The organism is Arthrobacter sp. zg-Y769 (assembly GCF_020907405.1).
Classification (GTDB): Bacteria; Actinomycetota; Actinomycetes; order Actinomycetales; family Micrococcaceae; genus Arthrobacter_B.
Map to the genome: position 1 here is coordinate 1 of NZ_JAJJOE010000017.1, position 24,623 is coordinate 24,623.

Annotated in this window: 22 protein-coding genes; 3 read left to right on the forward strand and 19 right to left on the reverse strand. The window is 65.7% G+C overall.

Going from position 1 to position 24,623, the window contains the following annotated elements:
• The 7 genes from LOC60_RS15310 to LOC60_RS15340 form a co-directional block, all read right to left on the reverse strand.
• On the reverse strand, window positions 1-535 hold a 535-nt coding region (locus tag LOC60_RS15310), incomplete at its 3' end, for a hypothetical protein (protein WP_230026519.1).
• Window positions 536-972: 437 nt separating this feature from the next.
• Window positions 973-1,347 (reverse strand): SdpI family protein, encoded by a 375-nt coding sequence (locus tag LOC60_RS15315; RefSeq protein WP_230026520.1) that lies wholly within the window; start codon window positions 1,345-1,347, stop codon window positions 973-975.
• A 9-nt stretch (window positions 1,348-1,356) separates the two neighbouring features.
• Entirely contained in the window at window positions 1,357-2,067 is a 711-nt protein-coding gene (locus LOC60_RS15320) for an NUDIX hydrolase (protein ID WP_230026522.1), read from the reverse strand.
• A gap of 52 nt (window positions 2,068-2,119) precedes the next feature.
• Window positions 2,120-2,848, reverse strand: a complete 729-nt coding sequence (locus LOC60_RS15325) for an amino acid ABC transporter ATP-binding protein (RefSeq protein WP_230026523.1) — start codon at window positions 2,846-2,848, stop codon at window positions 2,120-2,122.
• The gene (locus tag LOC60_RS15330) at window positions 2,845-4,305 is read right to left on the reverse strand and encodes an amino acid ABC transporter substrate-binding protein/permease (RefSeq protein WP_230026524.1); all 1,461 of its coding nucleotides are present in this window, start codon (window positions 4,303-4,305) and stop codon (window positions 2,845-2,847) included. The genes LOC60_RS15325 and LOC60_RS15330 overlap by 4 nt, the downstream gene beginning before the upstream one ends.
• A gap of 110 nt (window positions 4,306-4,415) precedes the next feature.
• Window positions 4,416-7,430, reverse strand: a complete 3,015-nt coding sequence (locus LOC60_RS15335) for a bifunctional [glutamine synthetase] adenylyltransferase/[glutamine synthetase]-adenylyl-L-tyrosine phosphorylase (protein WP_230026525.1) — start codon at window positions 7,428-7,430, stop codon at window positions 4,416-4,418.
• A 16-nt stretch (window positions 7,431-7,446) separates the two neighbouring features.
• Entirely contained in the window at window positions 7,447-8,787 is a 1,341-nt protein-coding gene (locus LOC60_RS15340) for a glutamine synthetase family protein (RefSeq protein WP_230026526.1), read from the reverse strand.
• Window positions 8,788-8,943: 156 nt separating this feature from the next.
• Between LOC60_RS15340 and panB the strand changes: the two genes are divergently transcribed.
• Window positions 8,944-9,804 carry a 3-methyl-2-oxobutanoate hydroxymethyltransferase gene (gene panB / locus LOC60_RS15345; RefSeq protein ID WP_230026527.1) on the forward strand — a complete coding sequence of 287 codons (861 nt, stop codon included), beginning with the start codon at window positions 8,944-8,946 and terminating at the stop codon, window positions 9,802-9,804.
• A 24-nt stretch (window positions 9,805-9,828) separates the two neighbouring features.
• On the opposite strand, the gene LOC60_RS15350 is transcribed toward panB, so the two are convergent.
• A complete protein-coding gene (locus LOC60_RS15350; protein WP_229947589.1) occupies window positions 9,829-9,993 on the reverse strand; it encodes an SPOR domain-containing protein in 165 nt (54 codons plus the stop codon).
• Window positions 9,994-10,078: 85 nt separating this feature from the next.
• Here LOC60_RS15350 and map point away from each other — a divergent pair, with 85 nt between their 5' ends.
• Together map and ppgK are read left to right on the forward strand one after the other, a co-directional pair.
• The gene (gene map, locus LOC60_RS15355; protein WP_230026529.1) at window positions 10,079-10,957 is read left to right on the forward strand and encodes a type I methionyl aminopeptidase; all 879 of its coding nucleotides are present in this window, start codon (window positions 10,079-10,081) and stop codon (window positions 10,955-10,957) included.
• A 37-nt stretch (window positions 10,958-10,994) separates the two neighbouring features.
• Complete coding sequence (gene ppgK, locus LOC60_RS15360) at window positions 10,995-11,798, forward strand: polyphosphate--glucose phosphotransferase (protein ID WP_230026530.1); 804 nt, start codon at window positions 10,995-10,997, stop codon at window positions 11,796-11,798.
• An 84-nt stretch (window positions 11,799-11,882) separates the two neighbouring features.
• Here the strand turns inward: ppgK and nrdR are convergent, their stop codons facing one another.
• The 11 genes from nrdR to ftsZ form a co-directional block, all read right to left on the reverse strand.
• Window positions 11,883-12,383 (reverse strand): transcriptional regulator NrdR, encoded by a 501-nt coding sequence (gene nrdR / locus LOC60_RS15365; RefSeq protein WP_230026531.1) that lies wholly within the window; start codon window positions 12,381-12,383, stop codon window positions 11,883-11,885.
• Window positions 12,384-12,840: 457 nt separating this feature from the next.
• Window positions 12,841-14,190 carry a histidinol dehydrogenase gene (gene hisD, locus LOC60_RS15370; RefSeq protein WP_230026532.1) on the reverse strand — a complete coding sequence of 450 codons (1,350 nt, stop codon included), beginning with the start codon at window positions 14,188-14,190 and terminating at the stop codon, window positions 12,841-12,843.
• Window positions 14,191-14,282: 92 nt separating this feature from the next.
• Window positions 14,283-17,822 carry a DNA polymerase III subunit alpha gene (gene dnaE, locus LOC60_RS15375; RefSeq protein WP_331460841.1) on the reverse strand — a complete coding sequence of 1,180 codons (3,540 nt, stop codon included), beginning with the start codon at window positions 17,820-17,822 and terminating at the stop codon, window positions 14,283-14,285.
• Between the two features lie 85 nt (window positions 17,823-17,907).
• Entirely contained in the window at window positions 17,908-18,843 is a 936-nt protein-coding gene (locus LOC60_RS15380) for an RluA family pseudouridine synthase (RefSeq protein ID WP_230026533.1), read from the reverse strand.
• Window positions 18,840-19,433 carry a signal peptidase II gene (gene lspA / locus LOC60_RS15385; RefSeq protein WP_230026534.1) on the reverse strand — a complete coding sequence of 198 codons (594 nt, stop codon included), beginning with the start codon at window positions 19,431-19,433 and terminating at the stop codon, window positions 18,840-18,842. Before lspA ends, LOC60_RS15380 begins: the two co-directional genes overlap by 4 nt.
• A 252-nt stretch (window positions 19,434-19,685) precedes the next feature.
• A complete protein-coding gene (locus LOC60_RS15390) occupies window positions 19,686-20,351 on the reverse strand; it encodes a DivIVA domain-containing protein (RefSeq protein ID WP_230026536.1) in 666 nt (221 codons plus the stop codon).
• Between the two features lie 156 nt (window positions 20,352-20,507).
• Window positions 20,508-20,798: a YggT family protein gene (locus tag LOC60_RS15395; protein WP_230026537.1), complete on the reverse strand. Its 291-nt coding sequence runs from the start codon at window positions 20,796-20,798 to the stop codon at window positions 20,508-20,510.
• Window positions 20,799-20,861: 63 nt separating this feature from the next.
• On the reverse strand, window positions 20,862-21,392 hold the full coding sequence (locus LOC60_RS15400; RefSeq protein WP_227922587.1) for a cell division protein SepF: 531 nt from the start codon (window positions 21,390-21,392) through the stop codon (window positions 20,862-20,864).
• A 106-nt stretch (window positions 21,393-21,498) separates the two neighbouring features.
• Entirely contained in the window at window positions 21,499-22,257 is a 759-nt protein-coding gene (locus LOC60_RS15405) for a YggS family pyridoxal phosphate-dependent enzyme (RefSeq protein ID WP_230026538.1), read from the reverse strand.
• A 70-nt stretch (window positions 22,258-22,327) separates the two neighbouring features.
• Window positions 22,328-23,050, reverse strand: a complete 723-nt coding sequence (locus LOC60_RS15410) for a polyphenol oxidase family protein (RefSeq protein WP_331460842.1) — start codon at window positions 23,048-23,050, stop codon at window positions 22,328-22,330.
• 49 nt (window positions 23,051-23,099) lie between these two features.
• Entirely contained in the window at window positions 23,100-24,296 is a 1,197-nt protein-coding gene (gene ftsZ / locus LOC60_RS15415) for a cell division protein FtsZ (protein ID WP_230026539.1), read from the reverse strand.
• Window positions 24,297-24,623: the final 327 nt, after the last annotated feature.

Here is a 24,623-nt window from a genome sequence, read left to right on the forward strand (position 1 = left end):
CCGGGCAGCGGGTGCACAACTGCTCCGAATCGGAGACCAGCCGCAACGCAGCAAAATTAGTCAGGCACAGCAGGGCACCGACCTCGGCAGCAGTGGCCCTGAGCACCCACTCCCCACCCCGGCTCTGGCTGTCGGTCCGGTCATTGCCGTCAGCAGCCGCAGAGTCTGCGGCGGGTGGCATATTTTCGGTGGTCGCCCCGGCTTTCCCGTCGGGTGCAGGAACCGCAGCATCGGCGCCGACTGCCGACGTCTTTGCCCCGGCTTCACTTCCTGCGCGTGCGAGATCCGGATACGGATGCCGCCCCAGGTTCTGTGCAGTGAGTTCCTGCAGCCGGTACACGGTGCGCGCCTGTTGTGCCTGCACCCAGCAGACCACTGCGTTGAGACGCTCCAGGGTCTGCAGCGCCGCTTCCTGCCCCAGTTCCTCGGGTCCCTGGAGGGAAAGCATCCCCATCAACCCGGGCGGCAACACCGTGCCTGCAGCAGGAGCATCACCGGCGGACACGCAGAACACACCCGGCAGCGCCAATCCCATGTCCGCCTGGGGAGATGTGCTGGTTGTCCGTGCCCTGGATGGCTCCCGCGGCTCTTCAGCGCGGCCCCCGGCATTTCCGGTACCCGTGGTGTCCGAACGTGGATGTGCGCCCGGACGGCGAGTCGCTCGACTCCGGGAGCGAGAATTGCGGGCAGTGGCCTGTTCCATGAGCCAAGTCCACCAGCGCGGATGCCTGCCCGGACCGGTGGGCCGGCACAATGTGGAAAACTGCTCTACGGCATCATGAGGTCCCGGCCTGTGGAGGAACTCTCTGCTCCTGACTCACACCCGTCTGCAGCGACCAGGTCGAAAAAGCCAAAACGCCGGACCTGCTCAGCCCTGCCGCGGTGCCCGCGCTCCCAAGATGCTGCTGCAAGGGCATCTAAGTCCAGCGTCCTCCATACAGGTCACGCCATCACCCTTCAGCGAGCCGGCCTCTAGTGTTGCTTCCCCGCAGGTTCAGAGCCGCCCGCCGCAACAACCCGTCCCGCAGCACGGTTCGCCCTGGAGGCAGCCGCAAGAATCAACGCAAGTACTCCGAGGCTTCCCGCAATGGCAACGACGGCAAGCACTCCCTCGGTGCCGTCGAAGACCAGGGCGAGGATGCCCATGACCGCAAAAACGGCAGCTGCCGCGTGCATTAGTCCGCGCGCTGCCTGATGTCCCGCCAGCCAGGCCTCCGGCGAATCCGTCACGTATCCCGTTCGGATGCCAATCAGGCCGTTGACGCCAACCTTCCCCCTGGCGGTGGCTTCAGCCGCCCAGGACAGGCCGAGTCCGCACATTAGCATCACTATTCCCGTAAACCCCATGGCTACATGCTACCGGGTGCGCTCATAGCGCCACGAGGTTTTCTCCATCACGAGCCGATGCCGCGCCGGCGGGGAAGCGTCCGACGACGGAGCAGAAGACCCGCCGACAGCCGCACCGGAAGCGCCCCCGGCGGCGTCGTACTCCTCGTCACCCGCCCAGGCCAGGACGGTCGCGGGCTCGTATCCGGTGAGGGGACGGGTCCGGTAGGTTTCCGGTTCGGCACCCGCGATCCGGGCGAGGGCGGCGTCGGCGGAGGTATCCGAGGCCAGGGAGTGCAGGGTGACCCAGGTCGGCGGGACCAGCTGCATCAGCCCGTTGCGGTGCCGGTCCAGGGCTTCCGACGGTGTAAGCCAAAGATGGTTGAGCAGCTCCCCCGGATTGAGCCGAATATCCCCGGCAGGAGCCTTCGCCGCAAAAAACCAGGTCCGGTAGCGCCTCGGGATGTCCTCCGGAGGGATCCAGCAGGAAAGCGGGGCCAGGTCCGCGGCACGCAGGACCAGCCCGGTTTCTTCGGCGGTTTCGCGCACTCCGGCGCGCACAGCCGCCGCTGCATCGGGCTCTCCCTCGACCCGGTCTTCCAGGTCCACCCGTCCACCGGGAAATACCCAGGCACCGCCGAAGGACCCTGCCGTGGGGCGTTCCAGCAGCAGCACTTCCGGGCCGGCGTCGGAATCCCGGAACAGTACGACAGTGGCCGCCGTACCGGTTGGTTCGCTCATGCCCAGAGCATAGCGAATACCGTCGGCGGCCACTGTAAAAGGGGCTGCAGTCTTAGAGCACCTTGGCCAGGAAGTCCTGGAGCCGCGGAGCCTGCGGGCTCCCGAAGAGCAGCTCCGGAGTGTTCTCCTCGACAATGTGGCCGTCGGCCATAAAGATCACGCGGTCGGCCACTTCGCGGGCAAAGCCCATCTCGTGGGTGACAACAACCATGGTCATGCCTTCACGGGCCAGGTCACGGATGACCTGCAGCACTTCGCCCACCATTTCGGGATCGAGGGCAGATGTCGCCTCGTCGAAGAGCATGATGTCCGGCTGCATGGCCAGTGCACGGGCAATGGCCACACGCTGCTTCTGGCCGCCGGAAAGCTGTGCCGGACGGGCGTCGGCCTTGTCCGCCAGGCCCACGCGCTCCAGCAGCGCCAGGGCCGTCTTGCGCACCTCGGCCTTGGGCGCCTTCTTCAGCTGCGCCGGGGCCAGCATGATGTTGTCCAGCACGCTCATGTGCGGGAACAGGTTGAAGTGCTGGAACACCATCCCGATGTGCTGGCGCACCTCGTTGAGGTTCACCTTCGGATCGGTCAGGTCGAAACCGTCAACCATGACGGTTCCGCCGGTGATGTCTTCCAGCTTGTTCAGGCAGCGCAGGAAAGTGGACTTGCCGGAGCCGGAAGGGCCGATGACGCAGACTACTTCACCCTCGGCCACGCTGACGTCCAGGCCCTTGAGGACCTCGTTGGTCCCGTAGGACTTTCGCAGTCCGATGGTTTGGATCTTGCTCACTTGTTAAACCTCTTATCCAGGACGTCCGCCAGCTTGGTCAGCAGCGTAATGACGATGAAGTACAGGGCTGCCACGATGAGGAGGACCTCCGCGGTACGGAAGTTCACCGCGTAGATCTGCTGGCCCTGGTACGTCAGCTCCGCAAAGCCGATGACGGCAAGCAGGGAGGTGTCCTTCAAGGTAATGACGAACTGGTTGATGAAGGACGGCGTCATGATCTTGATGGCCTGCGGAATGATGACCTTCTGCATGGTCTTCCCGTAGCCCAGTCCGAGGCTGCGCGCCGCTTCCATCTGGCCGGGATCCACGGACTGGATACCGCCGCGGACAATCTCGGTCATGTAGGCGCCGGCGTTCAGGCTCAGCGTCAGCACACCGGCGGTGAGGACATCCACCGGCTGGCCGATCAGCTGCGGCAGGCCGAAGTAGAAGAAGAAGGCCTGGACCAGCACCGGGGTGCCGCGGAAGATGCTGACGTAGACGGTGGCGATGCCGCGCAGGATCTTTGACGAGCCGACCTTCAGGAAGCCGAAGAACACACCCAGGACAAGGGCGAAGAGCAGCGACAGCGCGGTCGCCAGCAGGGTCAGGCCCATGCCCTTGGCAAAGGCGGGACCGTTGTCCGTGATCAGGGACCAGAAGCTGGAATCCTTCGCACCGGACTCGAGGTAGGTGTCCAGGATTTCGTCGTATTCCCCGCTTGCCTTCAGGTCGGCAAGGCCGTCATTGAAGGCGGTCAGGAGTTCGGGGCTGGCGCCCTTGTTGACGGCGAAACCGTACGAGCTGCCGGCTTCCTTCTCGGTGACGGTCTTCAGCCCGTTGCCGGACGCGACGCCGTAGGCAAGGACGGGGTAGTCGTCGAAGACGGCCACGGAGCCGCCGGCCTTGACGTCGTCGTACATCTGGGCGGACTGGGCGAAGGCAACCACTTCGAAGCCGTACTGGTCCTTGATGGACTCGGCGAAGGTCTGGCCTTCGGTGCCGGTCTTGACCGCTACGCGCTTGCCGCGCAGATCCTCGTACCCCGCGACGTCGTCGTTGTTTTCGGCGACGGCCATCTGGATGCCGGACTCGAAATACGGGTCCGAGAAGTCGAAGACCTGCCGGCGTTCGTCCGTGATGGACATACCGGCAATAACGCCGTCCACCTGGTTGGACTGCAGCGACTGAAGTGCCGCGTCGAAGCCGAGGGACTGGATTTCGACATTGAAGCCCTCCTCCTCGGCGATCGCGTTGAGGAGGTCCATGTCGATACCGACCAGTTCGCCGTCCTGACGGAACTCGAACGGAGCGAACGTGGTATCGGTGCCGATGACGAAGGTCTCACCTTCGACGCCGTCCGCTGCAACTGCTCCGGCCGCAGGGATCCCCAGCAGCAAAGCCAGGGTTGCGAGGAAGGTGGTCAGCGGTACGGCCAGTTTAGCCGGGCCCTTTAAGGCCCGTTTGCCACTAAGCAAAGTAAACGTCTCCTAGCTCTTTCACTGCGGCCCACGCCGCAAATGCCCTCATAGAGCGTACCTAGAGCAGTGGCAATGCAACGAACCGATTGAGCCCTCAGGGACGTGAGCTAGGTCCCGTATCCGTAGAAATACCGTTCGAAAACGGCCCGGGCATGCCGGGTGACCTTAAGGTAGTCCTCCTCCAAAACCCCGCCCTGACCTGCACCGTAACCACACCAGCGGGCCACGGCATCCAGTTCCCGACGGGAGGACGGCAGCACGTCGGGGTTCCTCCCGCCGCGGATAACATTTGCGCTTCGGACCCGGCTGGCGAGCAGCCAGGCCTCCCGGAGGGTCTCGACGTCGACGGCGGGAAGCAGCTCCGCCGCCTCGATCGCGTCCAGCGCGGGAAGGGTTGCCGTGGTCTGCAGCTCCGGCACCCGCCGGGCATGCTGCAGCTGGAGCAGCTGCACCAGCCATTCAACGTCGCTGAGGCTGCCCCGCCCGAGCTTGAGCTGCCGGGAAGGGTCCGCGCCGCGGGGCAGCCGCTCGGCTTCCACCCTTGCCTTGATCCGGCGGATCTCCCGCACGTCCTTTGCCGTGACTTCCTCCGGATAGCGCACCGGATCGATCAGGGCCATAAAGTCCTCGCCCAGCGAATCAGTTCCGGCCATCGTACGTGCCCGCAGCAGTGCCTGTGCCTCCCAGATCGCCGACCAGCGCTCGTAGTAGCCGCGGTAGGATTCCAGGCTGCGCACCAGCGGCCCCTGCCTGCCCTCGGGACGCAGGCCGGCGTCGAGGATCAGGGGCCGCTCGGCCTGGACGGCCGGGCTGCACGGCTGCTGCAGGAAAGTGGAGATCTGGGAGACGACCTTCTCCGCCTGCGCCTGGGCTGCCGCGGGGTCGGCGCCGGGCAGCGGGCGGTGGACGTACATCACGTCCGCGTCGGAACCGTAGCCGATCTCCCGTCCGCCCTGCCGGCCCATCGCGACTACCAGCAGATCGGTGAGCTTCCCGCTGCTGCCGAACACCTCGGACTCCGCAACATGCAGGGCCCCCAGGACAGCGGCACGGTCTGCGTCCGCGAGGGCACGGCCGACCTCCTGCTGGCTGAGCAGCCCGGAGCTGTCGGCGATGGCGATGCGCAGCATCTCCCGGCGGCGGATCAGCCGGATCAGCCGCATGGCTTCCCCGGGGAGGGGGTGGCGGGACATCTTCGACTGGATTTCCTGCCACTGGGTGTCGAAGGATGCCGGCACCAGGTCCTTATCGGACCCGAGCCAGGCGGCGGATTCCGGCGAGACCTCCAGCAGGTCGGTGATAAACCGGCTCGAGGAAAGGATGGAGCACAGCCGCTCCCCCGCCGCCGAAGAGTCGCGCAGCATCCCCAGGTACCAGTGCGTATCGCCAAGGTTCTCGCTGAGCCGCCGGAAGCCCAGCAGGCCGGCGTCGGGATCCACGCCGTCGGCCAGCCAGGCCAGCAGGACCGGCAGCAGCTGCCGCTGCAGGGCGGCACGCCTGCTCACCCCGACGGTGAGTGCCTCGATGTGGCGCATGGCGCCGCGGGGGTCCGCATAGCCCAGCGCCGCCAAGCGGGCCTGGGCGGCTTCGGGAGTCAGCCGGACCTCGTCCGCGCTCAGGTTCGAGGCAGTGCTCAGCAGCGGGCGGTAGAAAATGCTCTCGTGCAGCCGCCGCACCAGGCGCTTGGTCCGCTGCCACTGCTCCCGCTGGCGCTCGGCGCTGGGGCGTTCCGCGGAAAGGGACCCGGCACTGGACTTGGCAAGGGCACGCAGCGCCCCCTCGTCCTCGGGCATCAGGTGGGTTCGGCGCATGTGCACCATTTGGATGCGGTGTTCGAGCACGCGCAGGTAGCGGTAGGACTCGTCCAGTGCCCGCGCGTCGCTGCGTCCGATGTAGCCGGCATCGCTGAGCGCGGCAATCGCGGCGGTTGTGGCACGTACCCGGAGGGATTCGTCGACCCGGCCATGTACCAGCTGCAGCAGCTGGACCGTGAATTCGACGTCGCGCAGCCCGCCGCTGCCGAGTTTGAGCTGCCGCGCCTCTTCATGGGCGGGAATGTTGTCGGTGACCCTGCGGCGCATCGCCTGCACCGATTCGACGAATCCGTCCCGCTCGGAACTGCTCCAGATCATGGGAGCGACGGCTTCTTCATAGCGCTTCCCGAGCTCCCGGTCCCCTGCGATGGCCCGGGCCTTCAGCAGCGCCTGGAACTCCCAGCTGTGCGCCCAGCGCTGGTAGTAGTTCAAATGCGAGTCCAGGGTGCGCACCAGCGGGCCGTCCTTGCCCTCCGGACGCAGGTTGGTGTCCACTTCCCAGAGCGGCGGCTCGGGTGCCGAGGCGTTGATGGCGCGGGAAATCCCGGCGGCCAGCGCGGTGCCGATGGCCGACGCCCTCTCTTCCGGCAGCCCGGAGGCCTCAATCACGTAAATAACGTCTACGTCGGAGATGTAGTTCAGCTCCCGCGCGCCGGCCTTGCCCATGCCGATGACGGCGAGGCGCACGGCGGAGATCTCTTCGGCCGGATAGCTTGCCGCCAGCTCCGCACGGGAAACCGCCAGCGCAGCCTCCAACGCCGCCCCGGCCAGATCGGCCAGCTCGCGCCCTGCGGCCGGCAGGAAATCAGTGGGCGACGCCGCGCCAAGATCCCGCACGGCAAGGTCCAGCAGGTGCCGGCGGTACCGGGACCGCAGCGCCACGTAGGCCTCGGTGCCTGTCATCCCGGCTACGGGCACAGCGCCGCTGCCCGCGTGGACGGAGTCCAGCAGCGAGGCACGCAGGGTGGGCTCATCCGTGCTGCCGGGTTCCGCGCGCAGCTCGCGGTGCAGCACCCCCACGTCCCCGGGGTGGCGCATCAGGAACTCCGCCAGGGCATCGGAGGCACCGAGCAGACGGAACAGGGCCTCGCTCCGCTCAGCACCGGCGTTGACCAGGTCCACCAGCTCCGGGGCACGGCCGATCAGGCGCACCAGGGACTGCAGCGCCAGATCCGGGTCCGCCGAACAGTTGAACCCCGCGAACAGCGCGTCCTCATCCACGCCCTCGAGTTCCGAAGCCGCCAGGAACCGCGTGCTTTTTTCCAGGTCGCGGAAACCCGTGGCGATCAGCCGTCGAGTCAGGCTCATCTGTGCCGGCCCTTCCCTAGAGGATGCCCAGGTTCTTCTGCAGCTCGAACCTGGTCACCTGCTGGCGGTATTCGTTCCAGTCCGCACGCTTGTTGCGCAGGAAGTTCTCGAACACCTGCTCGCCGAGGATATCGGCGACGAGTTCGGACTCCTCCATCACGCGCACCGCGTCATGCAGCGACGCCGGAAGCGGGTCATGGCCCATGGCCCGGCGCTCGGCAGCGCTCAGGCTTTCAATGTCGTCTTCGGCACCCGGGGGCAGCTCGTACCCCTCTTCGATGCCCTTGAGTCCGGCGCCGAGCAGCACCGCGTAGGACAGGTAGGGGTTGGCCGCGGAATCGATGCCGCGGTACTCGATCCGGGCCGACTGGCCCTTGTTCGGCTTGTACAGCGGCACCCGCAGCAGTGCGGACCGGTTGTTGTGTCCCCACGACAGGTAGCTCGGGGCTTCTCCGCCGCCCCAGAGCCGCTTGTAGGAGTTCACGAACTGGTTGGTGACAGCCGTGAATTCCGGGGCGTGCCGCAGGATGCCCGCCATGAACTGGCGTGCGGTGGTGGAGAGCTGGAACTCGGCACCGGCCTGGAAGAACGCGTTGCTGTCACCCTCGAAGAGCGAGAAGTGCGTGTGCATGCCGGAGCCGGGATGGTGCGAGAAGGGCTTGGGCATAAAGCTCGCGTAGCAGTTGGTCATCAACGCGACTTCCTTGACCACCGTGCGGAACGTCATGATGTTGTCCGCGGTCTGCAGCGCATCGGCATAACGCAGGTCGATCTCGTTCTGGCCGGGACCGGCCTCGTGGTGGCTGAACTCCACGGAGATGCCGACCGCCTCGAGCATGGACACGGCCGTGCGGCGGAAGTCCTGCGCGACGCCGCCGGGGACGTGGTCGAAGTAGCCGGCCTGGTCCACCGGAACCGGCTGGCCGTCTTCGCCGAGCTCGTCGGACTTCAGCAGGTAGAACTCGATCTCGGGGTGGGTGTAGCAGGTGAAGCCCATGTCAGCGGCCTTGGCCAGCTGGCGCTTGAGTACGTTGCGCGGGTCGGCGGCCGAGGGCTGTCCGTCCGGGGTCAGGATGTCGCAGAACATCCGCGAGGTCTGCTCCTCGTCGCCGCGCCAGGGCAGGATCTGGAACGTGGAGGGGTCCGGCTGGGCCAGCAGGTCCGATTCGAAGATCCGGGCCAGGCCCTCGACCGAGGACCCGTCGAAGCCAAGGCCCTCCTCGAAGGCACCCTCAACTTCCGCCGGTGCCAGCGCCACGGATTTCAGCTGGCCGACGACGTCGGTAAACCACAACCGCACAAACCGGACATCGCGCTCCTCGATGGTGCGCAGAACGAATTCCTGCTGGCGGTTCATCCTTACCTTCTTTCCTGTACCCGGCCTAGAGACATGTGAAACCTTCTTCACTCTACCTAGGTGTGCGGCATTTGGCGGGCAGCCCGCGGGATCCCCCGTAACCAACCAATCCGCCCGGCGGGTCCGGGGCGGGGTGTTCTTTAGTAGGCTCGAATAATGACCAGTGCCGAACAGCCCTCCCCGTACGCCGCCAACGACCCGTCGGTTCCTCCGGCACCGGCGCTGAAGAAAATCCGCATCTCGCATCTGCAGCAGTTGAAGGACAACGGCGGCCGGTTCGCCATGCTGACCGCCTATGACCAGTACGCCGCCGGTATCTTCGACGAAGCCGGCATCGAGGTACTCCTGGTGGGTGACTCGGCGGCAAACAACGTTATGGGGCACGCCACCACGCTGCCCATCACGATGGACGAGATGATCGTCTTCGCCCGGTCCGTCACTGCCGGCGCCAGCCATTCCCTGGTGGTCTGCGACCTTCCCTTCGGTTCCTACGAGGTCTCCCCCGCCCAGGCCATCGAATCTTCGGTGCGGCTGATGAAGGAAGGCCTGGTCCATGCGGTGAAGATGGAAGGCGGGCGGCACTACGTGGACCATGTCCGCGCCATGACCGCTGCCGGCATTCCGGTGATGGCCCATGTGGGCTTCACCCCGCAGGCCGAGCACGCCCTCGGCGGCTACAAGGTACAGGGCCGCGGCGAGGCGGGAGCTGCAGTGGTCCGGGACGCCGTCGCCCTGGCCGACGCCGGCGCATTCTGCGTCTTGATGGAAATGGTGCCCGCCGACGTCGCCGCAGAGGTCGACGCCGCCGTGAGGGTACCGACCATCGGTATCGGCGCGGGCAACGCCACCACGGGGCAGGTACTGGTCTGGCAGGACATGGCCGGCCTGCGCGGCGGGAAACAGCCGCGTTTCGTCAAGGCCTTTGCAGACCTGCGCACCGAACTGTCCCGGGCGGCAAAGGAATACGCGGACGAGGTCCGCAGCGGTTCCTTCCCCGGCCCGGAACACAGCTTCTAGGAAACCGGTTCGGCGCGCACGGTCCTAGTTGTCTTCGTCGGCGTCCCAGGCCTTGTTCCGTGCCTGCACCTTCTGCAGCGCGAGCTCGGCTTCCTCGCGGGTGGGGTACGGGCCCAGCAGCTTGGTCCAGTCCGACTGCGGGCCTTCCTCCACCTGATGGGTCACTACGTTGAACCAGAAATCGGCCATGGGTCCTCCTGTTGGCTTGGGGTTTGCCTTTGCGGCGCCTGCCCGCGCGTCTGCCTTCGGGCGAGCTGGCGATAAGATCGATGGTATGCCCCAGAAACTTGCCACTGCACCCGCTGGACACCTGACACCGGGGAGCGTGAGCCCCCGGCTGCGCGTTCCGGCGTCGATCCCCCGTCCCGAATACGTGGATAAGGAAGCGCCCGCACCCTTTACCGGATCCGAGGTCAAGTCGCCGGAGACCATCGAAAAAATCCGCCTGGCCAGCAAGGTGGCCGCACAGGCCATCGTTGAGGTCGGCCGGCACATTGTCCCCGGCGTCACCACCGACGAACTGGACCGGATCGGCCACCAGTTCCTGCTGGACCACCATGCCTACCCCTCCACGCTGGGCTACCGGGGCTTCCCCAAGTCACTGTGCTCCTCCGTGAACGAGGTCATCTGCCACGGCATCCCGGACACCACGGTGCTCCAGGACGGCGACATCATCAACATCGACATCACCGCCTACATGAACGGCGTCCACGGCGACACCAACTGGACCTTCCTGGTGGGAGACGTCGACGACGAGTCCCGGCTGCTCGTGGAGCGCACGCAGGAATCGCTGCGCCGGGCCATCAAGGCCGTCGCCCCGGGCCGGGAAATCAACGTCATCGGCCGCACCATCGAGTCCTACGCCAAGCGCTTCGGCTACGGTGTGGTCCGCGACTTCACCGGCCACGGCGTCGGCGAAGCCTTCCACACCGGCCTGATCATTCCGCATTACGACGCCGCTCCCGCCTACAGCAGGCTGATTGAACCGGGAATGGTGTTTACGATTGAACCTATGCTCACTCTCGGCACCATCGAGTGGGACATGTGGGATGACAACTGGACGGTCCTCACCAAGGACCGCAAACGCACCGCACAGTTTGAGCACACCCTGCTCGTCACCGATGACGGTGCCGAAGTCCTGACCCTTCCCTGATCCGCTGACCCGAGCACAGACCTACTACTGGAGAACCATGGCCAAGAAGCATAAGTCCGACAAGCACGTCGACGCCGTCATCGGAATAGATATCGGGGGCACGGGCATCAAGGGCGGCATTGTCGACCTGGCCAAGGGCAAGCTGATTGGCGACCGCTACCGTATCCCCACCCCGCAGCCGGCCACCCCAGAGGCAGTAGCCGGCGTCGTCGGCCAGATCGTGGCGGAGTTGTCCTCCCGGCCCGGCGGCCCCGGCCCCGAGGTTCCGGTGGGCGTTACGTTCCCGGCCATCATCCAGCACGGCATCGCCCGCTCCGCCGCCAACGTGGACAACAGCTGGATCGATACCGACGTCGACACGCTTCTCACCAAGGAACTCGGCCGCGACGTGCAGGTCATGAACGACGCCGACGCCGCCGGCCTCGCGGAGGCCCGCTACGGTGCAGGCCGCGAGGTGGACGGCACCGTACTGGTAATCACACTGGGCACGGGCATCGGCTCGGCACTGATCTACAAGGGCCTGCTGGTCCCCAACGCGGAGCTGGGGCACCTGGAAATCGACGGGCACGACGCCGAGACCAAGGCTTCGGCCTCGGCCCGGGAACGCGACGGAATCGGCTGGGAAGAATACGCCGAACGGCTGCAGCGTTACTTCTCGCACGTGGAGTTCCTCTTCTCCCCGGACCTGTTCGTGATCGGCGGCGGGATCTCCAAGCGCAGCGAGGACTTCCTGCCGATGCTGGACCTGCGGACCCCGTTGGTCACGGCCAACCTGAAGAACAACGCGGGCATTGTCGGCGCCGCGCTCCAGGCGGCCATGCATTTCAAGTACATCAAGTAGCCCGTACCCGGACGCGGGACAGCAAAAAGCGGCGGAAAGGTATCCTTTCCGCCGCTTTTTGTTCGGCTCGCGTTTGTTTACCGGCTATTGGGCAGTCAGCGGACGCTGGGCACCCGACGGGACGCGTCCGGAGTTTTCCCGGGCCTCGGTCCGCAGCTTTTCGATGGCGGTCTCAAAATCCTCGAGGGAGTCAAAGGACTGGTACACGCTGGCAAACCGCAGGTACGCCACCTGGTCCAGCTTCTGGAGCGGTGTGAGGATGGCCAGCCCCACCTCGTGGGCGTCGATCTCCGCTACTCCGCTGGCCCGGATGGATTCCTCCACTTCCTGGGCAAGCATGGCGAGGTCGTCTTCGCTGACGGGACGGCCCTGGCAGGCCTTGCGCACGCCGTTGATCACCTTGCTGCGGCTGAACGGCTCGCCCACTCCGGAGCGCTTGATGACACTCAGGCTGGTGGTTTCCACCGTGGAGAAACGGCGTCCGCACTGCGGGCACTGCCGGCGGCGGCGGATCGCCGATCCGTCGTCGGCCAGGCGGCTGTCCACGACGCGGGAATCAGCGTTGCGGCAAAACGGACAGTACATGTCCCGTCCTTTCGCGAAGGGGCCTTATGGTGCTCTCACTATAGGTCCCGCGCAGCTGCATCACCAAGTGCGTAACCACAACATGTAGTACCCGCACTACTACATATGGGTAAGTCCCTGCAGGGGCCGCGAAGCGCAGGGACGACGGGTCCGGGACGCCGGGGCGCCGGGGCCCGAATCCCTCGGTTTGGGTAAAACCCTGCAGTTTGTCGCAATCCCCGCACCGCGCGGGGCGGGGATCCGGCCAAGCCGAAGGGATCCGTACAAACCGCAGGGAAACCCCGAGCCCGGGGCGCGCAGGCGCCCGGGTTAGGCGGCTTTAATATCCCGGCGAGCTCTGCGAGCAAGGGATTTCGTTGCCGCCGTCCCGGGCACCGAAGCGTTCCGGGCGCCGAAGGCAACCACGGGCCCCGCACGGGCCCCGCACCAAACCGGACCGCCGGTCCTGACCCGCGCGCTACTCGAAGCGGATGCTGACCGCGTCGCCGTGCGCCGGCAGGTCCTCGGCCCGCGAGAGCGCCACGATATCGGCGCTGACTTCTTCCAGGGCTTCGCGGTTGTAGTTGACCATCTGGATGGCCCGCATGAAAGTGGTTGTGTTCAGGCCCGAGGAGAAGGCCGCCGTCCCGCCGGTGGGCAGCACATGGTTGGAACCGGCGCAGTAGTCGCCCAGGCTGACGGGACTGTAGTCCCCCACGAAGATCGCCCCGGCGCTGCGGATCCGTGCCGCCACTGCCTCGGCGTCGGCCGTCTGGATCTCCAGGTGCTCGGCGGCGTAGGCGTCACAGACGGCAATACCCTGCTCCAGCCCGTCGACAAGGATCACGCCGGACTGGGCACCCGAAAGAGCCGTACGCACCCGTTCGCTGTGCTTGGTGTCCGGGACCTGGCGTGCCAGTTCCGCACGGACGTCCCCGGCAAGTTGCTCCGAAGCGGTGACCAGGACCGACCCGGCATTGGGATCATGCTCGGCCTGGCTGATCAGGTCCGCTGCCACCAGCCGCGCATCGGCCGTCTCATCGGCCAGGACCATGATCTCGGTGGGACCGGCTTCGGAATCAATGCCCACCACTCCCTTGACCAGCCGCTTGGCGGTGGCCACGAAAACGTTGCCGGGACCGGTCACCACATCCACCGGCAGGATGGCGGGGTTGCCGGCGTCCGCCTGCACACCGTAGGCAAAAGCTGCAATGGCCTGGGCGCCGCCCACGGCGTACACCTCGGTAATGCCCAGCAGTTTCGCGGCAGCCAGGATGGTGGGGTGCGGCAGTCCGCCGAATTCCTTCTGCGGCGGGGAGGCCACTGCCAGGGAGGCGACCCCGGCTGCCTGCGCCGGCACCACATTCATTACCACCGAGGACGGGTACACGGCCAGGCCGCCCGGAACGTAGAGCCCCACGCGCGAGACCGGCACCCACTTCTGCGTCAGCACCGCGCCGGGACGGATTTCGACGTCGGCGTCTGCGGGCCGCTGGGCCTGCGCAAAGATCCGGGTCCGTTCAATCGCCGTTTCCAGGGCCGTCCGGACTGCGGGATCCAGCTGCTCGAGCGCGGAGTCCAATGCCTCCGCAGGCACCCGCACCTGCTGCTGTTCAACGCCGTCGAACCGCTGTGCCAGTTCTGTCAGCGCAGTGAACCCGCGCGTGCGGACGTCCGTGATGATGGCCTCGACGGCGTCGGACGCGGCGTCGAACGTGGTCTCGGCGCGCGGCATGGCGCTCTTCAGCTCGGCGGGACTGTGATGCTGTCCGCGCAGGTCGATGGTGCGGAAGGAGTCAAAGGCGGCTGCGGGGCTGGGAGAATTCACACCTCTAGTCTACCCAGCACCGTTTCCGGTCCGCCTGATTGTTTCGCCAAGCAGGGCGGCCGGACGGGCACCCGGGACCTCGCTATGCACGGCTATGCGTCGAGGCAGGCCGGGCCGAGCAGCACCTTCAGGTCACCGAACAACGACGGCGTGGGGTTCACCCGCATGTCCACGCCCAGCTTCATCACCTCCACGGTGCGGGACCCGTTGAGCCGGATCTGCACCTCCGAGGTACCCGGATGCGTCCGGAGAACGTCGCCCAGCTGGGACACCACGGTTTCCGTGGCCTTGTACGTGGCCATGGAAATCACCACGGGACCGGAATGGCCCTCGCTGAGGTCCGGAACGGTCAGTTCCTGCGCGTTCAGCGTCACGGCGCCGTCGTCGCGCCGCTGGAGCCGGCCGCGGACCACCACAATCAGGTCCTCGGCCAGGACCGCGGCAATCGGCCCGTACACCTGCCCGAAGAACATCACTTCCATGGACCCGGCGAGGTCCTCGATCTCGCAGCGGGCATACGCATTGCCGCTGTTCTTGGCGATGCGCCGCTGCAGCGAGGTGATCATGCCCGCAATCGTGACGATGGCGCCGTCGGGCGGGCCTTCCTCCCCCACGATGTTGGTAATCGTGGAGTCCGCGTGCTGGCTGAGGATGCCTTCCAGGCCCTGCAGCGGATGGTCGGAGACGTAAAGCCCGAGCATGTCGCGTTCGAAGGAAAGCTTGTCCTTCTTTTCCCACTCCGGCAGGTCCGGGATGTCGATGCTGATCGAGTCCTCCGGCTCCTGGTCGGAGATGGCGGCGAAGAGGTCGAACTGGCCCACGGCCTCGTTGCGCTTGAGCACCACCACCGAGTCGATCGCTTCTTCGTGGATCATTGCCAGCGGACGCCGCGCATGGCCCATCGAGTCGAAGGCCCCCGCCTTGATCAGCGATTCGATGGTCCGCTTGTTGCAGACCACCGCCGGCACCTTCATCAGGAAGTCCTTGAAGTTGGTGTACGCGCCCTTCTCCTCACGGGCGGCCACCATGGCCTGGACCACGTTGGTGCCGACGTTGCGGATGGCGCCCATGCCGAAGCGGATGTCCTTGCCCACAGGGGTGAAGTTCACCGAGGACTCGTTCACGTCCGGCGGCAGGACCGTGATGCCCATCTTCCGGCACTCGTTCAGGTACATGGCCAGCTTGTCCTTGTCGTCACCCACGGAGGTGAGCAGGGCCGCCATGTACTCGGCCGGATACTGGGCCTTCAGGTAGGCGGTCCAGTAGGAGACGACGCCGTAGGCCGCGGAGTGCGCCTTGTTGAAGGCGTAGTCGGAGAATGGGAGCAGGATGTCCCAGAGCGCCTTGATGGCCGCTTCGGAGTAGCCGCGGTCGACCATGCCCTGGTGGAAACCGGCGTACTGCTTATCCAGTTCGGACTTCTTTTTCTTGCCCATGGCACGGCGGAGAATATCTGCCTGGCCCAGGCTGAAGCCTGCCACCTTCTGGGCGATGGCCATAACCTGCTCCTGATACACAATCAGGCCGTAGGTGGTGTTCAGGATTTCCGCGAGCGGTTCCTCGAGCTCCGGGTGGATCGGGGTGATTTCCTGCTGGCCGGTCTTGCGCAGGGCGTAGTTCGTGTGTGAGTTCGCACCCATGGGACCCGGACGGTACAGGGCGATGACAGCGGAGATATCTTCAAAGTTATCCGGACGCATGCTCTTGAGCAGCGACCGCATCGGCCCGCCGTCGAGCTGGAACACGCCCAGCGTGTCACCGCTGGCAAGAAGGTCGTAGGCTTCCTTCAAATCCAGCGGCAGGTCTTCCAGGACCAGGTCCTCGCCGCGGTTGTTCTTGATGTTCTCCACCGCGTCGGAGACGATCGTCAGGTTTCGAAGCCCGAGGAAGTCCATCTTGATCAGCCCCAGGCCTTCGCAGGTGGGGTAATCGAACTGCGTGATGACCTGCCCGTCCTGCTCGCGGCGCATGATCGGGATGATGTCGATCAGCGGATCGGAGGACATGATCACGCCGGCGGCATGCACGCCCCACTGGCGCTTGAGGCCTTCAAGTCCCAGCGCGGTCTCGAACACACGCTGGGAATCCGGGTCAGTGCGCAGCAGTTCGCGCAGCTCCTCGGCCTCCCCGTAGCGCTTGGCTTCCTTATTGTGCACGTCAGCCAGGGACAGGCCTTTGCCCATCACGTCCGGCGGCATCGCCTTGGTCAGGCGTTCTCCAACCGAGAAGGGGTAGCCCATCACGCGGGAGGAGTCCTTCAGGGCCTGCTTGGCTTTGATGGTGCCGTAGGTGACGATCATGGCAACGCGCTCGTCGCCGTACTTCTCCGTGACGTAGTGGATCACTTCGGAGCGGCGCCGATCATCGAAGTCGACGTCGAAGTCAGGCATGGAGACGCGGTCCGGGTTCAGGAAGCGCTCGAAGATCAGGCCGTGCTGCAGCGGGTCCAGGTCGGTGATGCCCATCGCGTAGGCGGCCATTGAGCCGGCACCGGAGCCGCGGCCGGGGCCGACACGGATTCCGTTTTCCTTGGCCCAGTTGATGAAGTCGGCCACCACGAGGAAGTAGCCCGGGAAGCCCATCTGGGCGATGATGCCCACTTCGTAGTCGGCACGCTTGCGCACGGCGTCGCTGATCCCGTTCGGGTAGCGGCGGTGCAGTCCGGCTTCGACTTCCTTGACGAACCAGGACTCCTCGTTCTCCCCCTCCGGAGTCGGGAAGCGCGGCATGTAGTTAGCCTTGGTATTGAATTCGACGTCGCAGCGCTCGGCGATGAGCAGGGTGTTGTCGCACGCATCCGGGTGGTCGCGGAAGATGGCCCGCATTTCGTCCGGGGACTTGAGGTAGAACTCGTCGGCGTCGAACTTGAAGCGCTTGGGGTCGGCCAGTGAGGAGCCGGACTGCACGCACAGCAGCGCCGCATGCGCAGAGGCGTCTTCGGCGTGGGTGTAGTGCAGGTCGTTGGTGGCCACCAGGGGCAGCTGCAGCTCGCGGGCCAGTTTGATCAGGTCCGCCTGCACATTGCGCTCAATGTCCAGCCCGTGGTCCATCAGCTCGCAGAAGAAGTTTTCCGGCCCGAAGATGTCACGGAAGTCCGACGCCGCCTGGACGGCTTCCCGGTACAGCCCCAGGCGCAGCTTGGTCTGGACTTCGCCGGAGGGGCAGCCGGTGGTGGCGATCAGCCCCTTGCCGTAGGTCTGCAGCAGGTCCCGGTCCATGCGGGGCTTGTAGAGGTACCCCTCGAGTGATGCCAGGGAAGACATCCGGAAGAGGTTGTGCATCCCTTCGGTGCTCTCCGCCCACATGGTCATGTGGGTGTAGGCACCGGCGCCGGACACGTCGTTGCGGCCGCCGTCGCCCCACTTCACGCGGGTCTTGTCCCGGCGTGCCGTCCCGGGGGTCAGGTAGGCCTCCACCCCGATGATCGGTTTAATGCCGGCACTGCGGGCCTTGTTCCAGAAGTCGAAGGCGCCGAACACGAAACCGTGGTCGGTGGTTGCCAGGGCGTTCATGCCCAGCTCGTCGGCGTGGCTGAACAGATCCGTCAGCCGGGCAGCCCCGTCGAGCATCGAATATTCGGTGTGGTTGTGAAGATGGACAAACGATTTCGACGTACTAGTTGCAGAAGCCACCTGTACATTCTAGGCCCCGGCCCGCGGCGTGTCGGACGCCGCCGCGCCGGGCCGGAAGCCGGTGTGCCGCGGCTCTCCGGCAGGCCTAGACTTCGCCGCTGCGGAGGGCGTCGACGGCGTACTGCAGGTCCTGCGGGTACTCGCTGGTGAACTCCACGTACTCCCCGGTGGCGGGGTGCGTGAAGCCCAGTTTCCGGGCATGCAGCCACTGCCGGGTCAGCCCGAGCTCCGCCGCCAGCTTCGCATCCGCGCCGTAGGTGAGGTCGCCGGCGCAGGGGTGGCGCAGGGCTGAGAAGTGGACACGGATCTGGTGGGTGCGTCCCGTTTCCAGGTGCACCTCCACCAGTGACGCCTTGCCGAAAGCTTCCAGGACCTCGTAGTGCGTCACCGACGGCCGGCCGCCCTCGACTACGGCGAAACGCCAGTCATAGCCGGGGTGCCGGCCGATCGGAGCGTCGATGGTGCCCTTGAGCGGGTCGGGCAGGCCCTGGACCACCGCGTGGTACATCTTGTCCACTGTGCGGTCCTTGAAGGCCTGCTTCAGCAGCGTGTAGGCGCGCTCGGTCTTGGCAACCACCATGACTCCGGAGGTGCCGACGTCGAGCCGGTGGACAATACCCTGCCGCTCGGGGGCGCCGGAAGTGGAAATCCGGTAGCCGGCAGCGGCCAGCGCGCCGACGACCGTCGGCCCCACCCAGCCGGGCGAGGGATGCGCGGCAACGCCGACGGGCTTGTCGATCACCACAAAGTGCTCGTCGTCGGCCAGGATCAGCAGGTCATCAACGGGCTCGACGACGACGGCCAGCGGGTCCCGCTGTTCCGGGACGTCTGCGGTGATTTCCTGGCCGGCGTGCAGCTTGTCGGATTTCGTCAGCACCCGGCCGTTGGAACTGAAGTAGCCGTCCGTGCACCAGGTGGCCGCGACGGAGCGGGAGACGTCGAGCAGGCCTGCCACTACGGCGTCGGCCCGCTTGCCGTCGGCTTCCTCGGGGACTGCAAATACTGTGTGGAGCTCGTTCATCGTGTTGCCTCGTCGTCATTGCGCTGCTCGGTGGAAACTGTCTTGCCGGACGGGGTGCGGACCCCGTCAATGCCGATTCCCCTCAGGGTCAGCAGGCAGACAAGAATCACGCCGCAGACCACGCAGGAGTCGGCAATATTGAAGATCGCGAAGTTCGGGAGGGCAATAAAGTCCACCACGTGGCCCTGGCCGAAGGACGGCTCGCGGAAGAGCCGGTCGGTCAGGTTGCCCAGGGCACCGCCCAATACCAGGCCCAGGGCGGTTGCCCAGGCCAGGGACCGGACCCGGAACATCAGGTAGACCAGGAACCCGGAGACCAGCACCATGATGATCGTGAACACCCAGGTGTAGTCGGTGCCGATGGAAAAGGCGGCCCCGGGGTTGCGGATGAAGTGCCAGCGCAGGACCGGCGGCAGGACGTCGATCACCTGGCCCTCGGTCATGGTTCGCACAACCCACAGTTTGGTGAGCTGGTCGAAGACGACGGCGGCGGCCGCCAGGGCGAGCATGATGAAGGCGGGCACGCCCCTTCGGGCGCGGCCGGTGCCGGCTCCGGTGCTGTCCGGCGTCTGCGGTGAGGAAGGAGTCATGGTGCTTTCGTGATTGGAATGCCGGCTGGAATGTGAGGTGCAGGCTGGAAATGCGGGTCGAGCCGGCGGCCGTACGCAAAAACCCAAGGGCCGGCGGCCGGGGTGACCCGGCCTCCGGCCCTTAGGTGTTGTTATTCAGCTGGTGCAAAACTTCTGCATTGTTCAACTTCTGAATTTGCTCAACTTCGAATTCCCGGCTGCTGCCTGTACATCAGTTTAACCGATCGTCCAGGAGAGCCGTGCCGGAGGCAATTACGCGTCGGCGGTTTCCGAAGCGACGGAACCGCGTGCATCCAGGTCACGCAGCTGGCCTTCGATGTAAGCCTTCAGGCGTGAGCGGTAGTCACGCTCGAAGCCGCGCAGCTGCTCGACCTTACGCTCCAGGACAGCCTTCTGCTGTTCCAGGGTGCTGAGGATCTTGCGGCTCTTCTCCTGGGCGTCAGTGACGAGGCCGCTGGCTTCGATCTGCGCTTCGGCGATGATCTTGTCGCGCTGTTCCACACCGGCTCCGACGTACTCGTCGTGCATCTTCTGGGCCATGGCCAGGATGCCTGCGGCGGTGTCCGTGTTGCTGGCGGCGGGAGCCGGTGCGGGCTCCGGCTTGGCCTCGACGGGTGCCGGACGCTCTTCAACCACCGGAGCTTCAACCTTCGGCTCGGGCTTGGGCTCTTCCGGAACCTTTTCGACCTTCGGCGCGGCCGCTACCGGAGCGGGGATCGAGGAGTCAGCCGATGCGGCGGACCCTCCGGTCGCTGCTGCAGCCAGCTGGCTGCGGAGATCTTCGTTTTCGGAGTTCAGCCGGCGCAGTTCCACCACGATCTCGTCGAGGAAGTCATCGACTTCGTCCTGGTCATAGCCTTCCCGGAACTTGGTCGGCTGGAACCGCTTGTTGACAACATCTTCTGGCGTCAGAGCCATCTGGTCACCTCATACTGGATTATAAGATTCGCCTGCGAGTCAAGCAGGCGGTTCTACGTAGAGAATTACGGACATACAAAAATGCAGGTTTGTATTCGGCTTCACACTATATCGTTTGGTTTCCGAAAACTAACCGGACCCCTGCGGCGCGGAGCGTTAGAGCGCGACGCCGACAACAATCTGCGTGAGGATCGATACGAGGATAAACAGGACCAGGAACGCCAGGTCCAGTGCCACTCCGCCGAGGCGCAGCGGCGGGATCACGCGCCTGAACAGCCGGACGGGCGGGTCCGTCACACCGTACACGCCGGTGGCGAGCACAAGCGCGGGCCCCTTGGGGCGCCACTGCCGGGCAAACATCTGCACGGCGTCGTACACGATCCGCAGGATCAGTGCCAACTGGAAGAGCACCAGCACCAGGTACACCAGGGGAAGAATGATATTCACGCGCAGGGTTTCATTTCCGGAAGTCGGTCGGCAGCCCCCGCGGCCCGTCGGTACGGGACCACGTTAGCTCTGGTTGAAGAATGTTGACTGTGATTCGCTGATCTTCTTGTCATCGCCCAGGACCTCGACGTAGGAAGGCGAGAGCAGGAACACCTTGTTGGTGACACGCTCAATGCTACCGCGCAGGCCGAAAACGAGGCCGGCGGAGAAATCGACCAGGCGCTTCGCGTCCGCTTCACCCATGTCGGTGACATTCATGATGACGGGAATGCCGTCACGGAAGCTCTCACCGATAATCTTGGCGTCGTTGTACGAGCGGGGGTGGACGGTGGTGATCTGGCGCAGGCCGGACACGTCCTCGCGGGACGACGGGGCACGCTTGATGGGTGTCACGGGTGCGCGGTACTCCTCCACTGCATTGCGGACGACAGGGGCGGGAACCGCCTCCGGCGCCTCCTCATCGGGCTCATGGACGGGAGCAAAGTCTTCCTCCCGGGCAGGGGCTTCCCGCAGGTGCCGCTGTTCGGACTCGTAGTGCTCGTCACCGTCGGCGAGCCCAAGGTAGATCATTGTCCTGCGCATTGCGCCAGCCATGGTTGCTCCTCTTAATCCTTCAACGCCTAGCTGCCCATTACTGTACTGGTACTGCACGGTACTGCAGGGTGCTGCGCGGCGGCTGTATGGTGTTCGTACTTTGACGCTACCGTACCGGCGGGCGCGCGCCCAGAACATCGGACCCGATCCTCAGGTGTGTCGCCCCGTGGGCGGCGGCTGCTTCGAGGTCCGAGCTCATGCCGGCAGAGATGCTTCGGGCGTCCGGATGGTCGGCCCGCAACTGGTCCGAAAGCTCCCGGAGGCGGGCAAATGCCCCGCTCGCGTCCTGGTCCAGCGGTGCCACGGCCATCAGGCCGGACAGGACCAGTCCCGGGGTCCCGGCGACGGCGTCGGCGAGCATCGCCAGATCCGCAGGCAGGGCTCCCCCTCGTCCGGGGTCTGCGGCCCGTGCAGCGTCCGAACGCAGTTCCACCTGCAGGAAACAGGACAGGTCGGCACGCGGGGGGCGCCCTTCTCCGTCACGGCGCTGCTGCTCGGCTGCCATCGCCCTGCCGAGGGCGGTGACCAGGGAAGGGCGGTCCACCGAATGTACGGAGGCTGCGTAGCGGACCACCGATTTCGCCTTATTGGACTGCAACTGGCCGATGAAATGCCAGGCCAGGTCCAGGTGCGCCAGCCCGGCAGCCTTTGCCGCGGCTTCCTGGTCCTTGTTCTCTCCAACCTCCCGCACACCCAGTTCCGCGAGGATTTCGACGTCGGAGGCGGGAAAGTACTTGGTGACCACGATCAGATGCGGCTCCGCGGCACCGGCCGGGCGCCCTGCCGCCGCGATGCGGTTCCGGACGCGCTGCAGCCGGTCGCGAAGTTCATCGGCACGGGAAGGTAATTCGGATAGTGATGTCATGGTCTTTCCATTATCTCCGGCCGTCCCAGGCCCGTAGTGCGCCTGCTTCAGCAGCCAGGAACTTCAGCAGTCAGGAACGCCGCCAGATCACGCCGGCAAAGCGCCCGGATGCCGGGTCCCGGCGGTGGGAGAACAACTGGTCGTTTTCCAGCGTGCAGCCAGCGATGCGCTCCACGGCGACGCCCAGGCCTGCGAGCTGGGCCTCGGCTCCCGCTGGAAGGTCAAGGGCGGGGGTGCCGGTGCGGGTGGTAGCCGCCGTCGCCGGCAGCAGGGCCGCCGACTCAGCGTGCATATCGGCCGGCACCTCGTAGCACCGCCCGCAGACGCAGGGGCCAATCCAGGCCCGAAGCGCCGTTCCGCCGGCGGCCCGCATCCGTTCCACCGCTTCGGGCAGGATGTTGTCCAGCAGGCCGCGGCGGCCGGCGTGCACGGCGGCTGTAACCGGCATTCCTTCCGGGCCGGCGCCGGCCAGGAGGACGGGCACGCAATCGGCAACCATAACCGCGAGAGGGGCGGCGCCGTCGAGGCTGATTAAGCCGTCCGCTGTGGGAGCAGCGCAGCCGGGGCCTGCGGCCTCTGCAACCGACGCTGAATGGATCTGGTTCATAAAGCGCAGGGATCCGGGCCGGACACCCATCACCGACTCGAGCTCCGCACGCCGCCTCAAGACCGCGTCCGGGTCATCCCCCACATGCAAAGCGAGGTTGCCCGCAGATGTGTTGGTGAAGCCAACCTCCAGGTTGTCGCCAACCTGTTGGTGCCACCAAAACATCCGGGACAACCCCGCCGTCATGCTCAGCCGTTCTTTCTCTGCTGTTCCTGCTTTTCTGCTGTCCGGCTTCCTACTTGAGGAAGTCCGGCACGTCCAGGTCATCCGGACGGCCGGTGGACAAATCGGATTCCACTACTGCCGGAAGATCGATGTCGAAGCCGGCGTCGGCGGGGACATCGCTGTGCTGGTGCGACCGCTGGGACCAGGCCGACAGGCCGGCGGACGCCGGTGCGGCAGCTCCGAAGCCGCCGGCAGCTGCTGCCGAGGCAGGCGGCGCGGCGGGCTCGGCAGGCTTGTGCTGCGCCGGCTGCGAGGTGACATCCACCTGGTCGAAGCCTGCAGCGATAACGGTAACCCGCGCTTCGTCACCCAGGGCGTCGTCAATGACGGCACCGAAGATGATGTTGGCTTCGGGGTGGGCAACTTCCTGGACCAGGCGCGCAGCCTCGTTGATCTCGAACAGGCCGAGGTCGGAGCCGCCCTGGATGGACAGCAGCACGCCGTGTGCGCCGTCGATCGAGGCTTCAAGCAGCGGCGAAGCTATTGCCAGCTCCGCAGCCTTGACTGCACGGTCCTCGCCGCGGGCCGAACCGATACCCATGAGCGCCGAACCGGCACCCTGCATAACGGACTTCACATCGGCGAAGTCGAGGTTGATCAGGCCCGGAGTGGTGATCAGGTCGGTGATGCCCTGAACGCCGGAGAGGAGCACCTGGTCCGCAGAGCGGAAGGCATCCAGCATGGAGACGTTGCGGTCGCTGATCGACAGCAGGCGGTCATTCGGGATGACGATAAGCGTGTCGACTTCGTCGCGCAGCGTATCGATACCGGATTCGGCCTGGTTGGAGCGGCGCCGGCCTTCGAAGGTGAAGGGGCGGGTCACAACGCCGATGGTCAGTGCGCCGAGTGAACGCGCGATCCGGGCGACGACGGGCGCGCCGCCGGTACCCGTTCCGCCGCCTTCGCCGGCGGTCACGAAGACCATGTCCGCTCCGCGGAGGACTTCCTCGATCTCCTCGGCGTGGTCCTCGGCGGCCTTGCGGCCAACCTCGGGATCAGCGCCGGCGCCCAGGCCACGCGTGAGTTCGCGGCCGACGTCGAGCTTGACGTCGGCGTCGCTCATCAGCAGTGCCTGTGCATCGGTGTTGATGGCGATGAACTCCACGCCGCGGAGGCCTACATCGATCATCCGGTTTACGGCGTTCACGCCACCGCCGCCGATGCCGACGACCTTGATGACGGCCAAGTAATTCTGCGGTGCTGCCACGTCCTGTGTCCCTTGTTCGAATCTCTGCAACTTTATGTTTTTCACAACTGCCTGCTTTCTGCAGCTGCGTGTGTCTTACGAACCGGCCTGCATGCAGACCGGTTCCCGGCCGCCGACGCCCCCGTGGTTTCCAGCAGAATCCCGGAGATTCCCACTGGACGCCCGGCCGAAAACCTTGAACCGACAAACCCTAACCCTCTAGTTGAGGGTTATAGTTATGTCAAGTAATCCATTACTTGAGACGCTATGGGGCCAGCGCCGCTTCCGCAAATACCGGCCCCGCGTGTCGGCGGAATCTTTCCTCACTGCCCCGGCTCCGACACCGTT

Excerpts from the sequence above, each read along its gene's own strand:
- LOC60_RS15315 (WP_230026520.1), bottom strand. The coding sequence starts at position 1,347 with ATGGGGTTTACGGGAATAGTGATGCTAATGTGCGGACTCGGCCTGTCC.
- LOC60_RS15320 (WP_230026522.1), bottom strand. The coding sequence starts at position 2,067 with ATGAGCGAACCAACCGGTACGGCGGCCACTGTCGTACTGTTCCGGGAT.
- LOC60_RS15335 (WP_230026525.1), bottom strand. The coding sequence starts at position 7,430 with ATGAGCCTGACTCGACGGCTGATCGCCACGGGTTTCCGCGACCTGGAA.
- LOC60_RS15340 (WP_230026526.1), bottom strand. The coding sequence starts at position 8,787 with ATGAACCGCCAGCAGGAATTCGTTCTGCGCACCATCGAGGAGCGCGAT.
- panB (WP_230026527.1), top strand. The coding sequence starts at position 8,944 with ATGACCAGTGCCGAACAGCCCTCCCCGTACGCCGCCAACGACCCGTCG.
- LOC60_RS15350 (WP_229947589.1), bottom strand. The coding sequence starts at position 9,993 with ATGGCCGATTTCTGGTTCAACGTAGTGACCCATCAGGTGGAGGAAGGC.
- map (WP_230026529.1), top strand. The coding sequence starts at position 10,079 with ATGCCCCAGAAACTTGCCACTGCACCCGCTGGACACCTGACACCGGGG.
- ppgK (WP_230026530.1), top strand. The coding sequence starts at position 10,995 with ATGGCCAAGAAGCATAAGTCCGACAAGCACGTCGACGCCGTCATCGGA.
- nrdR (WP_230026531.1), bottom strand. The coding sequence starts at position 12,383 with ATGTACTGTCCGTTTTGCCGCAACGCTGATTCCCGCGTCGTGGACAGC.
- LOC60_RS15380 (WP_230026533.1), bottom strand. The coding sequence starts at position 18,843 with ATGAACGAGCTCCACACAGTATTTGCAGTCCCCGAGGAAGCCGACGGC.
- lspA (WP_230026534.1), bottom strand. The coding sequence starts at position 19,433 with ATGACTCCTTCCTCACCGCAGACGCCGGACAGCACCGGAGCCGGCACC.
- LOC60_RS15390 (WP_230026536.1), bottom strand. The coding sequence starts at position 20,351 with ATGGCTCTGACGCCAGAAGATGTTGTCAACAAGCGGTTCCAGCCGACC.
- LOC60_RS15400 (WP_227922587.1), bottom strand. The coding sequence starts at position 21,392 with ATGGCTGGCGCAATGCGCAGGACAATGATCTACCTTGGGCTCGCCGAC.
- LOC60_RS15405 (WP_230026538.1), bottom strand. The coding sequence starts at position 22,257 with ATGACATCACTATCCGAATTACCTTCCCGTGCCGATGAACTTCGCGAC.
- LOC60_RS15410 (WP_331460842.1), bottom strand. The coding sequence starts at position 23,050 with ATGACGGCGGGGTTGTCCCGGATGTTTTGGTGGCACCAACAGGTTGGC.